The following is a 15,263-nucleotide window of genomic DNA, read 5'->3' as shown; positions in this document are numbered from 1 at the left end:
AGCTTATATGTGTGTGTATATTTGTTTACACTAAGCCGAAGAGTGATGAAAAATGTGACAGTTAAAGTAGCAAGTCATGGTTAATCGCGATATGGCTGCCAGTGACATCAAGCAGTGACTTTGCTGTTAAAGGCGCAACGCTGATCACTTGGGTATTACAGCCATATTTTTGTGCCACTTTGGCAAGCAATAAATCAAAGTCACCATCGCCAGACAATAAAATTACCTTATCGACATGCTCGGCAATATCAAGAATATCTATGGTAATTCCTACATCCCAGTCGCCTTTGGCACTGCCATCACTGCGCTGAATATAAGGTTTGAGTTTGACTTCAAAACCTATGTGTTTTAATGCATCTTGAAACTTTCTCTGACCGTCGTCAGCAGGGGCAATGGCATAAGCAATAGCATGTTCAATGTGATATTGCTGACTCAGTAATTTATATAAAGCGCGGTAATTGAATGAGCGCCCAAAAGCTTGCTTACAGGTGTAATAAATGTTTTGTACATCAACAAAAATAGCCACTTTTTCCATTTTTACACCTGTATTAAAGTCATTAAGTTAAGGTCGTTGTTTTTGCGCCTCAATAGCATCATTGAGTTGTTGTTCAACATATCCGGGTGAATGCGTTGCCCCTGAAATGAGTCGATACATGGCAGGAATAACTAATAAGGTCACTAGAGTAGCAAATGCCATCCCAAAGAACACTACTGTACCCACAGCTATTCGACTTTCCGAGCCTGCACCTGTTGACATAATGAGTGGAATTGCGCCGATTAGAGTGGTAAAAGCAGTCATTAAAATCGGTCTTAAACGACGAGCTGAGGCGTCGATAATGGCTTGCTCTATTTCAAGGCCTTTATCTCGCAGCTGGTTGGCAAACTCAACAATCAAAATACCATTCTTAGTCACCATACCAATGAGCATTATCATGCCTATCTGGCTATAAATATTTAACCCCTGACCGGTTAAATAAAGCCCTAAGAAGCCGCCAAAGATCCCCATTGGTACGGTAAACATCACCACTAATGGGTTGATGAAACTCTCGAACTGCGCCGCCAGAACTAAATAGGCAACCAATAGCGCTAAACCAAATACGATAAATACGCTGCTCTGGTTTTCTTTAAAATCCTTCGACTCACCGGTATAGGACACATTTATATCACTGGGGAGCATCTCAATGGCTTTTTGGTCCAGAAAATCTAATGCTTCACCGAGTGTATAACCCGCGCCTAAATTCGCCTTTAAGGTTATCGATTTTTGTTTATTTAAATGGCTTAGTTTTTGCGCTGAAGCCACTTCATCAATCTTGGTAATGGTATCAAGGGTGATAAGTTCACCGGTTTTAGTGCGCATATATATCTGACTCAAATCAGCCACGCTATTAAAACTATTTTCATCACCACGTAAGTAAACATCGTATTCTTCACCGCGTTCGATGAAGGTGGTTTCACTTTTGCCGCCCAGCATAATTTCTAAGGTGTCGGCTACTTCTGAGACACTGACGCCCAGCTCTGCAGCGCGTTGCCTATCAACACTCACCAGTAATTCGGGGGTGGTTTCTGCATAATCAAGATCAGCGCCTTCTAGAAGTGGGCTATGATCCGCTTCAAGTTGCAGTGCCTGTGCCCATTTAAATAGCTCCTGATAATTAGAACCACCTAACACAAATTGTACCGGCTCACTGGATTGGCCTCTAAAGCCAGGCAACATTGGCCGAACCATAACGTCAGCAATGCCATCAAGTGCTTTAGCGATAATGCCTAAAGATTGCTGGGCATTAATATCACGGTCTTGCCACTCTTCTAATTGGATAATCACAAAGCCGGTCTGGTCGCCTGCGCGGCCACCAAAAGCAGGCGCTTGAATACTAAATGACTTAATAACACCATCGCCTAACATGGGCAGTAGTCGCTGCTCGACAATATCCATGTTGGCCGCCATGCGGTTATAGCTGGTGCCTTCAGCGCCTTTAACAAAAGCAAACACTACACCGCGATCTTCTTGTGGTGCTAGCTGTGCTGGTACTTGGTTGAGTAACCAGCCACTACCAATCACACAAGCAATAATGATAATAGGCGCGATATAGCGGTATTTCACCGCTTTTGAAACCAGCTTACGGTATTGCTGCTCTAGGCGCTCAAAAAGGTCATCAACCCACAGATTAAATCGATTAGGTTTGACGTTAGCCTTAAGTAATTTACTACCAAGTACTGGGGTTAAGGTTAGGGCAATGAGTGATGAAAACAGCACTGATACAGCCAACATGACTGAGAATTCAGTAAATAGCAGCCCCACCATGCCCTCCATAAAGGAGATAGGTAAAAATACCATGACCAGTACCGCTGTGGTTGCCATTACAGCAAAACCAACCTCACGGGCACCTTTGTACGCGGCAAGTATCGGTGGCTCACCTTTTTCGAGGTGATGAAAAATATTTTCTACTACTACAATGGCGTCATCGACCACTAAACCAATGGCGAGGATCAGTGCCATTAAGGTTAACAAGTTGATTGAAAAGCCAAAGCTATTGGCCGCAATAAAAGCAGAAATTAATGATACCGGAACCGTCACCGCAGGGATCAATGTGGCTCTCACTTGGCCAATAAAAATGTATAGCACCAGTATCACTAAAATAGCAGTGATAATAATAGTGTTATACACCTCATCAATAGAACGAGATATAAACACGGTAGAGTCATAATCTACCGCGAGGGCTGTGCCATCAGGAAGAAACTGTTGAATGTTATCAACCTCTTGATGAACCAATTTAGCGACATCCAAAGGGTTAGCATCTGATTGGGCAATAATGCCTAAACTAAGGTTAGGAACACCATTACTTTTAAAGGTTGAGTTTTCATTCTCTGCACCGATAAATACATCAGCGACGTCTTTTAGATAAATAGGACTGCCATCTTCTGCAGTACGTACAACCAAATAATCAAAATCATCTGGATTATTATAAAGTCTGGCCGTTCTCACAGTCATAACAGTGGTGTCATTACGGACCTCACCACCTGGGGTTTCAACATTTTCAGTATTTAAAGCAGAGACGATATCATTGGCTGACACGTTACGCCCGGCCATAAGTTCAGGCTTTAACTGAACGTACATGACTTTATATAATCCACCAGTGATTGAAATAGAACTCACTCCGGAAATTAAGTTAAATCTGTCCTCTAGCACCCGTTGGGAGTAATCAGTTAACTGGGTCCTATCCATCGTCGATGAGCTTAAATTGACATAGATTGCCGGCTCGCCAGAGCCATTGTCTTTAGAGACCACAGGATCATTAGCTTCATCAGGTAAGCGTCTTTGCGCGCGCGCGACAGCATCACGAACATCGCTTACCCCTTCGGTTAAATTCCAGCCTAATAAGAAGGTTACAGTAATGCGCGACATGCCATTGCGGGTTACTGAGGTAATTTCATCAACACCACTGATACCGGTTAATTCATCTTCAATGGTGGTGGTGATCTGGCTTTCCATAATGGTTGCCGAGGCGCCATCATAGGTGGTCATTACAGTTACCACAGGGCTTTCTACATCTGGCATTTCTCTGATTGAAAGCTTAGACAGTGATACCAGCCCAAATACCCCTAAAAGCAGGCTCAGTACGATGGCGACAACAGGGCGTTTTACCGAAACGTCAGAAAGCCACATTAACTTTTCTCCAATTCAGTGGTTAGCATTGCGCTGTCATCTTCTTTAGCGATTTTCTCAGTGGTTGAGTTGGTTTGTAAAATATCGACACTGACACCATCACGCATATTGACAAGTCCCTGAACCACCACATTGTCGCCAATTTTAAGGCCATTTGAGATCAACACTTCATTATCAATACGGGCACCAAGAATGACTTCAGTACGTTTAGCAATGTTGTTCTTTCCAATCAAATAGACAAAGCGTTTAGTACCTGAGTATTCAATAGCCTGTACAGGAATGACTGGCTCAGCAATCGCAGGAAAGTTAAGTGTCGCCGCCATCATCATTCCCGGCTTGAGTTGACTATTGGAGTTATCAAACTGCACTCTAACTCGTAAATTTAAGGTGTCTTGATTAATGCGGGAATCAATGGCGGTAATCTCGCCGCTAAAGACTTGTTCAGGCCAGGCTTTACTTTGTGCCGCTACAGGCATACCAATGGATAACATAGATAAATAATGCTCAGGCACTTGCAGGTCGAGTCTCATACTAGAAAGGTCGTCAAATGCCAGTAACTCGGTGCCGACAGCAATCATTTTACCTACACTGAAATCAACTAAGCCAGCGGTGCCAGAAAAAGGCGCATTTAATGAATGGTAATCAAGTTCTGCTTGGGCAGCGGCTAAACGCGCCTGAGCTATATCTACACTGGCTTGTTGGGCATCGATTTCAGTTTGGGTAATGGCATTACTTTTAACTAATTTTTGGAACTCTTTGAGCTTTCTTTTTTCATCAGCAAGGTAAGCCGCGGCTTCTGCTGTTGCCGCTTTGGCTTTGGCGTCGTCTAATTGAACAATGATTTGCCCAGCTTGAATATCTTGATTGGACTGAATATTAATTTGACCGATTTGCCCAGCCACTTGCGAAGAGATATACACTGATTGTTCAGCGTCGAGCTTACCAATCAAAGACAGTGATTGAGATAATTCATGTTGCTCTACAAGCCCTGTAACAACCGGAATAGATTTTTTGGCAGGGCCTTTTTGAGACGGCGTAGCTTTATTGGCTTGTGAAAAATCACTATAGATGACTGCGGCAGCAACTAAGCTGCAAATGACAATAAGGGGAAGTAATTTTTTCATAATAGAACTCGATGACTCGTTGCTGAATTGCGGTCTATATTAATAAATAATTAGCCATATAAGCGTAAATGAATGTAAAGCAAAGAAGATAAGAGTGTAACTGAACATTCCGATAACAAGCTCATCAACAGTTCGTTGCAACTATAGGCGATTAGCTGATCATTTTGTAATGAATAGATAACATTAGCTTGGCTTATGTTGTTGGTGACTTTTGGTGTTCGACATTGTTACTGTGACAATTTGCTAGCTTATGATATTAACAACCTGCGGCTTAGTTATTCTTCTCATTAAAATAGCTCATTAAGCTAAATGCACTTAAATAAAAAAGCCACTTAGGTAATACCTAAATGGCTTTTTTTACTCGCAGCTTATAGGGCTATTAGTCGAAGTTTTTTTCATGCTCACTATTAGCGGGTTCAATACCCATAAAGTATTCATAACCTTTATCGGTTAAGCTTTTTTTGGAGGTGGCGTTCGCTTGGTTATTGGTATTAACCTGTTTAGGCTTCATTTTTATAACTTGTTTTTTACTGTCTTTGTTTGGCAAGCTGACTAGGTCATTTTGTCGAGACATATTATTGAAGTTATAGTTAAAAACGCCGTTTCCTTGAATGAACTCAACACTCGATTTATCTTGAGACTGGTATGATGCCAAAATGCCATGTTGCCCTAATGGCACCTCATGAAATAATTCTCGGCCTGTACCGATTTTTACCCCATCAATAAACCAATCAGCAGCGACATTACTCACTAAGGTGATCATGGCTGATTTTAACCCTAGCTTTTCATTAATGAGCGAATCAATTTTACTGTTATAAGAAGGTTTGAAGGCCATCTTGATCTTGTAGTTTAAATTACCACTCATGTTCATGCTGGCATCAATAACATCGTATGAAAGCAACACGCTACGATCATTTAAGAATGGATCCGTTTTAATGGTATTAGTGACAATGTAATTTTCAGAATCTTTAAGACAGTCGTTTATTGATTGGAATTTAGAACATAACGTCGAACCGTCTAAATCAACAGTTTGGACAGTATCTGGTTTTGATACATCAGCGATTAGACGTTTGGTAATATCACTTTTTAAGGCGGCTAACTGCTCATCTTTATCGGTACGTTTAGTATTAATGGCATCGTACTCGGCCATAATAGTCTTGTACTCTCTACGAAGTGATTTGCCGTCAATATCATATTTGGTTTCTAACTGGTCAATTTTAAGCACCAGTTTTTCGATATCTTGGTAATAAGCATTAATGTTTGAGCGCGATAAAATTTTAGCCGGTAGTTTTGAGATAACGTGATCATACTCAGTTTTCTTACTCTTTATTTCAACACTGAGAGCATGATAATCAGATTCTTTTTTCTTATGAGTCGATAACTTGTCATTGGCAGAAATAAGTAAGCTGTCAATGTTGTATTTTTGCTCAATTTCTTCAAGTGCTTTAGTTTCAATGCTGGTAATAATTTCTAAACCAAATGAGCTGCTTGCATAAAAGCATAAAAACATAAATGTTATTCGACTATATCTCACTGATTTCTCCGTTTTTTCTTAATTTTTTTGGTGTATAGCAATTGCGCCATAACAAATGGTCAACAGTAAAACAATCCGTCAATAATTTTATATTACTGAAGTTGGTATGTCTTTACAAATAGATTGTTGTTTTTGAGTATTTTTTACAACATCGCCACAGCTCACGAAAATTAATTCATCTAGGCCATTTTTATACACTAAGGGATAAGTTGTAAATGATTTTTAAGCTGTTGTTAATTAGTAAAAATAGTCCATATGGATGATGAGTTTGGCAAGGGGCGGATAAACATGAACATAACGGCGCCGCTGCAATATGGTTTGGCGAGTTGTTAATATTTCAATTGTTTTTGGATATGAATTAATGGTGTCATTTTTATGACATTAATCAACAAAACTGCAGCTTTAACCTGTTTAGTGAATTTTTTAGTCATGAGATATAAAAATGCTCCTTTAGACTATTTACTTAAAAATGGGTAAATCGTCATAAGGAGCATTTATTAACTTGCATCACCATTGATAGGTATCGGCAGTGACGCGATTGTTATTTTGCAATACGTTTGTATTTCAAGCGGTGCGGCTCAATGGCTTCTGCACCTAAGTTTTCTTTCAGCCAAGTGGTATATTCACTGTAGTTACCTTCATAGAAGTTCACTTGGCCTTCATCACGGTAATCAAGAATATGGGTAGCGATTCTGTCTAGGAACCAACGGTCATGGGAAATAACCATGGCACAACCTGGGAACTCTAATAAAGCTTCCTCTAGTGCTCGCAGCGTTTCAACATCCAAGTCATTGGTTGGCTCATCGAGTAATAACACGTTGCCGCCAGCTTGCAGTAGTTTGGCTAAATGAACCCGGTTACGCTCACCACCTGAAAGAGTGCCAATGATTTTTTGCTGATCGCCACCACGGAAATTAAAGCGGCCTACGTATGCACGACTCGGGATCTCAGTATTGTTGATCCGCATGATATCTTGACCGTCTGAAATCTCTTGCCAAACTGTGTTCTTATCATTCATTGAATCGCGGAACTGTTCAACTGAGGCTATTTGCACTGATTCGCCGACTTCAATGCTGCCGCTATCCGGTTGCTCTGCACCTGAGATCATCTTAAATAAGGTTGACTTACCTGCACCGTTAGCGCCGATGATACCAACAATCGCGCCTTTTGGCACAGCGAAGGTGAGGTTATCAATTAATACACGGTCGCCATAAGATTTTGTTAGGTTATTAACCTCAATAACCTTGTCGCCTAAACGAGGCCCCGGCGGGATGAATAACTCATTTGTTTCATTACGCTTTTGGTAGTCATTGGTGTTCAATTCTTCAAAGCGAGCCATACGGGCTTTGCCTTTAGATTGACGACCTTTAGCACCTTGACGTACCCATTCTAATTCTTTTTGAATGGTTTTTTGGCGGGCGCTTTCAGTGGCAGACTCTTGTTGCAGGCGGGCATCTTTTTGCTCAAGCCATGATGAATAGTTGCCTTCCCACGGTATACCTTCACCGCGGTCTAGCTCTAAAATCCAACCTGCGGCATTATCCAAGAAATATCTATCATGGGTAATCGCTACCACGGTGCCAGTGTAATCTTGTAAGAAGCGCTCAAGCCAAGCTACTGATTCAGCATCCAAGTGGTTGGTAGGTTCATCAAGGAGCAACATGTCAGGTTTTTCAAGTAACAAACGACATATGGCCACACGGCGACGTTCACCACCAGAAAGCACTGCGATTTTTTCATCCCAATCCGGCAAGCGCAGTGCATTAGCGGCGCGCTCTAATACCATATCAAGGTTATGGGCATCTTGAGATTGAATAATGGCTTCAAGTTGACCTTGCTCTTTTGCAAGCGCATCAAAGTCAGCATCAGGTTCTGCGTAAAGTGCATACACTTCATCAAGACGGGTTAGTGCATTTTTAGCTTCACTGACTGCTTCTTCGATCGCTTCACGTACGGTTTGCGATTCATCCAGCTTTGGTTCTTGCGGTAGGTAGCCGATTTTTAAATCTTGCATCGGGCGAGCTTCACCTTCGATTTCGGTATCTAAACCGGCCATGATACGAAGTAGCGTTGATTTACCTGAGCCGTTTAAACCCAGTACACCAATCTTGGCGCCAGGGAAAAAACTAAGGGAAATATCTTTAAGGATTTGTTTTTTAGGTGGAACAATTTTGCCCACTCTAAGCATGCTGTATACAAACTGAGCCATTTTTATATCTCTTTGACTGGGGGATCGAACTAGGAATAGCACTAATTCTACTCGAATCGAGCAACAACTTAAAACCGATCTTTTTGCCGTTAGCTGTTTACGGTTTTTTTGAAGGAGACTTATGTTGCTGTAGTGGTCACTAAGCAGGGTTTCTGTCAGCTAATAAAGATGATTTTGTGAAATATTAAGCGGAGTGCTTATTGAGCCGTGACAGTCTAATTAATTTGTTGCTAACTCAAGATTATTTCATTGAATCCGCATTTTGCGGGTTAAAAAGTGATATTCGTGACTATTTTCACTGTTCGCGTTGTTATTTTTGTTGATTCATTTTTTAGAAAAGAGTTTTCTTAAAATTGTCACAAGGTTATGAAACTAAGCGTTAATTTGGATTTTTCTATGAAATACAATTGCCGAACAACTCCATACAAGAAAATACAACTAACACAAGTGCAGTTCATGACGAATTGCAACTAATTTCATGTTTCAAATGCTGGGATTGTGATCAATTGCGCTGTATCATACCGCGCAACCCTACTATAAGAATTAACAGCTGGAGTGAGTAATGCTGAAAAAAGCTATGAATATCGCAGATTATGATCCACAACTATTTGCAGCAATTGAAGATGAGACTCGTCGCCAAGAAGAGCACATTGAATTAATCGCATCAGAAAACTATACCAGCCCTCGTGTACTTGAAGCGCAAGGCTCACAGCTAACAAATAAGTATGCTGAAGGTTACCCAGGTAAGCGTTACTACGGTGGTTGTGAACATGTGGATATTGCTGAAGAATTAGCTATTTCTCGTGCTAAAGAATTATTTGGCGCGACATACGCAAACGTTCAACCTCACTCTGGTTCTCAAGCAAACTCAGCAGTTTTCATGGCGCTTTTAGAAGGCGGTGATACTGTTTTAGGTATGAGCCTTGCTCACGGCGGTCACTTAACTCATGGTTCTCACGTTAGCTTTTCAGGCAAGTTATACAATGCGGTACAGTACGGCATTGATGAAGTAACAGGTAAAATTGACTACGCAGAAGTTGAGCGTTTAGCCGTTGAGCATAAACCCAAAATGATCATTGCTGGTTTTTCTGCTTACTCTGGGATCATAGATTGGGGCAAATTCCGCGAAATCGCTGATAAAGTAGGTGCTTACTTATTTGTCGATATGGCGCACGTTGCCGGTCTTGTGGCTGCAGGTATCTATCCGAATCCGCTACCTCATGCACACGTTGTGACAACCACTACCCATAAAACCCTAGCGGGCCCTCGTGGTGGTTTGATTTTATCTGCCATTAACGATGAAGCTATCTATAAAAAACTAAACTCTGCAGTATTCCCTGGTGGCCAAGGTGGCCCATTAATGCACGTTATTGCAGCCAAAGCGGTAGCATTTAAAGAAGCATTAGACCCTGAATTTACCACTTATCAAGAGCAAGTGGTTGCTAATGCGAAAGTGATGGCGAAAACCTTCATTGAGCGTGGCTACAATGTTGTTTCTGGTGGCACCGATAACCACTTATTCTTACTTGATTTAATCAACAAGGATATCACTGGTAAAGACGCAGATGCTGCGCTAGGTCATGCAAATATCACAGTTAACAAAAACTCAGTACCAAATGATCCACGTTCACCGTTTGTGACGTCTGGTTTACGTATTGGCTCTCCTGCTATTACCCGCCGCGGTTTCACTGAAACTGAATCTGTAGAGTTAACTAACTGGATGTGTGATGTGTTAGATGACATCACTAACGAAGCTACTATTGAGCGCGTTAAAAACCAAGTGCTTGAATTATGCGCTAAGTTCCCAGTTTACGGTTAATGTCAACCGAGATTGATTAACATAAACAATGATCTATTTAACTAACGCGGATAATCTTTTCGATAAGGTTAACCTTGTAAAGTAAATAGGATAAACTTCAATGGTCGTAAGTACTCAGTGCTTACGGCCATTTTGTTTTTTATTTCAGGAGCGGATATGCATTGCCCATTTTGTAGCGCGACAGATACGAAAGTTATTGATTCAAGACTCGTGGCTGAAGGCCATCAAGTGCGCCGTCGCCGGGAATGTACTGAGTGTCATGAACGCTTCACCACTTTTGAAGGCGCCGAATTAGTCATGCCGCGGGTGATCAAGCAAGATGGCACTCGCCAACCATTTGATGAAGATAAGCTGCGTGGCGGCATGCTTCGGGCTGTTGAAAAACGCCCAGTTTCAATCGATCAAATTGAGCAAGCGTTAAGTAAGATTAAGTCCACTCTTAGAGCAACAGGTGAGCGTGAAATTGATTCGGCCATGATTGGTAATTTGATGATGGATCAATTGATGATCCTAGATAAAGTTGCCTATATCCGTTTTGCTTCAGTTTATCGCGCCTTTGAAGATGTTTCCCAATTCGGTGAAGCCATCGCCAAGCTGCAAAAATAATCTAGCTTATTTTTATTGCCGTCTTTAATTAATTGCAGTCTTACATTTGTTGGTATTGGCACTTTGTATTCTTGCCAATGATTAACCTTATTTAGCAGTTCTGAATTTTAATGACTGCTTTTTAGTTTCTAGAAGGTCTTTATGTCTCAGTGGTCAAAATGTGATATTGAAATGATGAGCCTTGCTATTTCATTAGCTGAAAAAGGCCGTTATACCACACGTCCAAATCCTAATGTGGGTTGTGTGATTGTCGCCAATGGCGAGATCATTGGTCAAGGCTATCATATTAAAGCGGGTGGCCCCCACGCCGAAATTCACGCCTTAAAAGATGTCGAAAATCGACAATTACAACAGCTACTCCCTCAAGCTACAGCCTATGTCACCCTTGAACCCTGCAGTCATTATGGCAAAACCCCGCCATGTGCTAAGGCATTAATTGCAGCCAAAGTGAAGCGAGTGGTGATTGCGCAAATGGATGCGAATCCGCAAGTGGCGGGTAATGGCGTTAGCATGCTTGAAGCGGCAGGTATTAAAGTTGATGTGGGTTTGCTAACAGCTGCGGCAAGCCAACTTAATATCGGCTTTATGAAACGCATGACTACGGGATTACCTGAAATCACCATTAAGCTGGCAGCCAGTTTGGATGGTAAAACCGCGCTATCGAATGGGGTATCAAAGTGGATAACCGGCCCCGAAGCCAGAGCCGATGTGCAAAAGCTGCGCGCCCGTCATTGCGCGCTAGTGACTGGCGTTGAAACTGTGTTAGCTGACGACCCCTCTTTGAATGTGCGCTACGAGCAATTGGCTAGTGTACAAAACAGCCTTGCTGAGTCTGACCTTCAACAGCCTTTAAGAGTGGTGCTTGATAGTAAAGCAAGGCTGACTGCCGACTATAAAATGTTTACTATTGAAACGCCGATTTTGCTGGTGTCTTGTGTCGACTATCCAGCAGAAGTAAAACAAGATTTTAAGTCCCATGTTAGCTTTATCACAATAGCGGCTAATAACGATGGACGAGTTGATTTGCATGCTTTATTTACACACTTAGGCCAGCATTGTAACTCAGTATTAGTCGAGGCTGGTGCCAGCGTTGCTGGTAGTGTTATTCAAAGTAAATTAGCTGATACACTTTATTTGTACCAAGCAATGAAAATATTAGGCAGTCATGGACGCAATTTGATGCAATTAGACGACTATCAAACTATGGATCAGATTCCTGATGTACAATTAACGGATTGTCGCAGAATTGGTACAGACCAACGACTGATTTTAAAGCTTAATTCGCCAGCGAATTAACTAATGCAATTTTGTCTATCGGTCGATGCTAAGCGTGGCCCAAAAGATAACAAGTGAGTAAATATGTTTACTGGGATTATTGAAGCACTAGGTACATTAAGAAAAGTTGAGCGTAAAGGCGATGATATTCGTTTGACTGTAGCCAGTGGCAAGCTCGACTTAACCGATGTAAAACTGGGTGACAGTATTGCCACTAATGGGGTGTGTTTAACCGTAGTACAATGTTTAGCAGATGGTTATGTTGCAGATATTTCTGCTGAAACCGTTGCCTTAACCGGATTTGCTAAATATAACGTCGGTCAAAAAGTAAACCTTGAAAAAGCGGTGACCCCAACGACCCGATTAGGCGGCCATATGGTTAGCGGTCATGTGGATGGTATTGCCACAGTGGAGCAGCGCCTTGTGCGTGGCCAAGCCATTGAGTTTTGGCTGGCAGCTCCCGCTGAGTTATCTCGTTATATTGCTCATAAAGGTTCGATCACCATTGATGGCGTTAGCTTAACGGTAAATGAAGTTGATCAGCACAGATTCAGATTAACCATAGTGCCTCACACTGCAGCTGAAACCACCTTATTAGCTTTACAAGCGGGTCATAGCGTCAACATCGAAGTTGACCTTATTGCACGTTATCTTGAACGCTTAATGAAAGTAGAACAAAAGCCAGCCACTGAAAGTGGTGTCACAATGGAATTGTTGGCAAGTGCTGGATTTATGCGATAACTGATTATTACTGGTAAATATTATTACCGGAGCATATTTACTCTATATCGCTGATATAGACAAAACAATATAAAGGTCTTAGCAATGGCATTACATAGTATAGAAGAGATCATCGAAGACATTCGTCAAGGTAAGATGGTTATCTTGATGGACGATGAAGACAGAGAGAACGAAGGTGATCTTATCATGGCGGCCGATAAGGTGACGCCAGAGGCCATTAATTTTATGGCGACCTTTGGCCGTGGACTGATTTGCCAAACCATGACTAAAGAGCGTTGCCAGCAACTGAACTTGCCGTTAATGGTTACCAACAATAATGCTCAGTTCTCAACAAATTTTACCGTTTCCATTGAAGCGGCAACGGGGGTCACAACGGGCATTTCAGCCCATGATCGCGCTGTAACCGTTCAAGCGGCTGTTGCTAAAGATGCTAAAGCATCAGATTTAGTTCAGCCTGGTCATATTTTTCCACTTATGGCACAAGATGGCGGGGTGTTAATTCGCGCCGGTCACACAGAAGCGGGTTGTGATTTAGCCCGTCTTGCAGGCTGCGAGCCATCTGGCGTGATAGTTGAAATTCTTAATGATGATGGCACTATGGCCCGTTGTCCAGATCTTGAAATCTTTAGTGAAAAGCACGGTATTAAAATGGGCACCATTGCCGATTTAATTGAATACCGCAACACCAAAGAAACCACGGTTGTGCGTGAAGCTGAATGTAAATTGCCAACGCGTTTTGGTGAGTTTAATATGGTGACTTTCAGAGACACCATCGATAATCAGCTACACTATGCCTTATTGAAAGGTGACGTTGAAGAAAACTGCCTAGTACGGGTACATTTACAAAATACCTTTAATGACTTATTCCACTCTGAACGCGATCAAAAACGTAGCTGGCCACTTGAAAACGCCATGGAGCGTATTGCATCAGATGGTGGTGTATTAGTACTGTTGGCGAATCACGAGCATTCAAGTGACATGCTCGCCAAGGTCAAAGCCTTTGAAGCGGAAGATAACGGTCAAGCGCCTACAGCTGCTAAATGGCAAGGAACCTCGCGCCAAGTCGGTGTTGGCTCGCAAATTCTTTCAAATTTAGGTGTGAGCAAAATGCGTTTATTAAGTTCACCCAAGCGTTATCACTCTCTATCAGGGTTCGGTTTAGAAGTAACTGATTATATTGCAGAATAATTCACTAACTTAGTGAAGTTAACATTTATCAATAATTGCACAGGACTCAGGGCATTTGGCTGTGGTATTATACCGCCACTTTTGCCCAGAGCCGGGTGCTTTAGCTAATTTAGGTAAGATAATGATCGTAGTTGAAGGTAATATCGAAGCAAAAAATGCCAAAGTGGCGATCGTAGTATCGCGTTTCAATAGTTTTCTTGTTGAGAGTCTGCTTGATGGCGCATTAGACACACTAAAACGTTTAGGTCAGGTAAATGACGACAACATTACTGTTGTTCGTGTTCCTGGCGCTGTTGAATTACCACTTGCTGCACGTCGAATTGCTGCTAGTGGAAAGTTTGACGGTATTGTTGCACTTGGTGCAGTAATTCGTGGTGGTACTCCGCATTTTGATTTAGTTGCTGGTGAATGTAACAAGGGTCTTGCTCAAGTCGCTTTAGAGTATGATATCCCAGTTTCATTTGGCGTTTTAACCACTGATACCATCGAGCAAGCAATTGAACGCTCTGGTACTAAAGCTGGTAACAAGGGCACTGAAGCTGCACTTGGTTTACTAGAAATGGTTAACGTTCTGCAAGAATTAGAACAACAGTTAGTATAGTAGTAGGAAAAGTAATGAAGCCTTCAGAGCGCCGCAAGGCACGCCGTTTAGCTGTTCAAGCTATTTATTCATGGCAGTTAAGCAAGAACAATGTTGCTGATGTTGAACATGAATTTTTAACTGAACAAAACATTAACGGTGTTGATGTAGCTTATTTTCGTGAATTGCTATCAGGTGTAGCCACGAAAGCAACTCAACTTGATGATCTGCTAAAGCCTCATTTAGATCGTGATATTGAAGATGTATCACCCGTTGAGAAAGCCATTGTGCGTTTAGCAGCTTATGAATTAACTTATCGTAAAGATGTGCCATATAAAGTGGCCATTAACGAAGGTATCGAATTAGCGAAAGCGTTTGGTGCTGACGATAGTCATAAGTTTGTCAATGGTATGCTAGATAAGCTTGTTACTCGTAAGTAATGAATGAAAACGGTATCTTCGGATACCGTTTTTGTATGTAACGCTTTTTTCTACAAAATAATAGGTGGGCGGTTATCCGCACC

At 41.8% G+C, this 15,263-nt stretch carries 12 protein-coding genes; 7 read left to right on the top strand and 5 right to left on the bottom strand.

The genetic code is table 11. The features are described 5' to 3' along the window. Positions 1–61: 61 nt before the first annotated feature. From AB4140_RS04495 to ettA, 5 genes are all read right to left on the bottom strand, one after another. Positions 62–535, bottom strand: coding sequence for an NYN domain-containing protein (locus tag AB4140_RS04495; protein ID WP_102438036.1), 474 nt, complete (start codon positions 533–535; stop codon positions 62–64). A gap of 27 nt (positions 536–562) precedes the next feature. Next, positions 563–3,664 (bottom strand): multidrug efflux RND transporter permease subunit, encoded by a 3,102-nt coding sequence (locus AB4140_RS04490; protein WP_102520090.1) that lies wholly within the window; start codon positions 3,662–3,664, stop codon positions 563–565. Then, positions 3,664–4,788, bottom strand: coding sequence for an efflux RND transporter periplasmic adaptor subunit (locus tag AB4140_RS04485; RefSeq protein ID WP_102438040.1), 1,125 nt, complete (start codon positions 4,786–4,788; stop codon positions 3,664–3,666). The genes AB4140_RS04490 and AB4140_RS04485 overlap by 1 nt, the downstream gene beginning before the upstream one ends. A gap of 379 nt (positions 4,789–5,167) precedes the next feature. Next, positions 5,168–6,322: a hypothetical protein gene (locus tag AB4140_RS04480; protein ID WP_371999924.1), complete on the bottom strand. Its 1,155-nt coding sequence runs from the start codon at positions 6,320–6,322 to the stop codon at positions 5,168–5,170. A gap of 541 nt (positions 6,323–6,863) precedes the next feature. Then, positions 6,864–8,531, bottom strand: coding sequence for an energy-dependent translational throttle protein EttA (ettA, locus tag AB4140_RS04475; RefSeq protein WP_102477180.1), 1,668 nt, complete (start codon positions 8,529–8,531; stop codon positions 6,864–6,866). 562 nt (positions 8,532–9,093) lie between these two features. Here ettA and glyA point away from each other — a divergent pair. The 7 genes from glyA to nusB all read left to right on the top strand — a co-directional run bounded on the left by glyA (position 9,094) and on the right by nusB (position 15,180). Continuing rightward, a complete protein-coding gene (gene glyA / locus AB4140_RS04470; RefSeq protein ID WP_102438048.1) occupies positions 9,094–10,350 on the top strand; it encodes a serine hydroxymethyltransferase in 1,257 nt (418 codons plus the stop codon). 156 nt (positions 10,351–10,506) lie between these two features. Continuing rightward, positions 10,507–10,956, top strand: coding sequence for a transcriptional regulator NrdR (gene nrdR / locus AB4140_RS04465; protein WP_076543024.1), 450 nt, complete (start codon positions 10,507–10,509; stop codon positions 10,954–10,956). Positions 10,957–11,097: 141 nt separating this feature from the next. Next, positions 11,098–12,252, top strand: coding sequence for a bifunctional diaminohydroxyphosphoribosylaminopyrimidine deaminase/5-amino-6-(5-phosphoribosylamino)uracil reductase RibD (ribD, locus tag AB4140_RS04460; protein ID WP_303446474.1), 1,155 nt, complete (start codon positions 11,098–11,100; stop codon positions 12,250–12,252). A gap of 63 nt (positions 12,253–12,315) precedes the next feature. Continuing rightward, positions 12,316–12,972: a riboflavin synthase gene (locus AB4140_RS04455; RefSeq protein ID WP_102438052.1), complete on the top strand. Its 657-nt coding sequence runs from the start codon at positions 12,316–12,318 to the stop codon at positions 12,970–12,972. An 84-nt stretch (positions 12,973–13,056) separates the two neighbouring features. Beyond that, on the top strand, positions 13,057–14,160 hold the full coding sequence (gene ribBA / locus AB4140_RS04450) for a bifunctional 3,4-dihydroxy-2-butanone-4-phosphate synthase/GTP cyclohydrolase II (RefSeq protein WP_102477182.1): 1,104 nt from the start codon (positions 13,057–13,059) through the stop codon (positions 14,158–14,160). Between the two features lie 121 nt (positions 14,161–14,281). Next, on the top strand, positions 14,282–14,761 hold the full coding sequence (ribE, locus tag AB4140_RS04445; RefSeq protein WP_102438136.1) for a 6,7-dimethyl-8-ribityllumazine synthase: 480 nt from the start codon (positions 14,282–14,284) through the stop codon (positions 14,759–14,761). Between the two features lie 14 nt (positions 14,762–14,775). After that, on the top strand, positions 14,776–15,180 hold the full coding sequence (gene nusB, locus AB4140_RS04440) for a transcription antitermination factor NusB (protein ID WP_076543020.1): 405 nt from the start codon (positions 14,776–14,778) through the stop codon (positions 15,178–15,180). Positions 15,181–15,263 lie beyond the last annotated feature (83 nt).

The organism is Shewanella sp. 10N.286.51.B2, assembly GCF_041469265.1.
Classification (GTDB): domain Bacteria; phylum Pseudomonadota; class Gammaproteobacteria; order Enterobacterales; family Shewanellaceae; genus Shewanella.
This window is presented reverse-complemented; position numbering and strand designations above follow the sequence as displayed.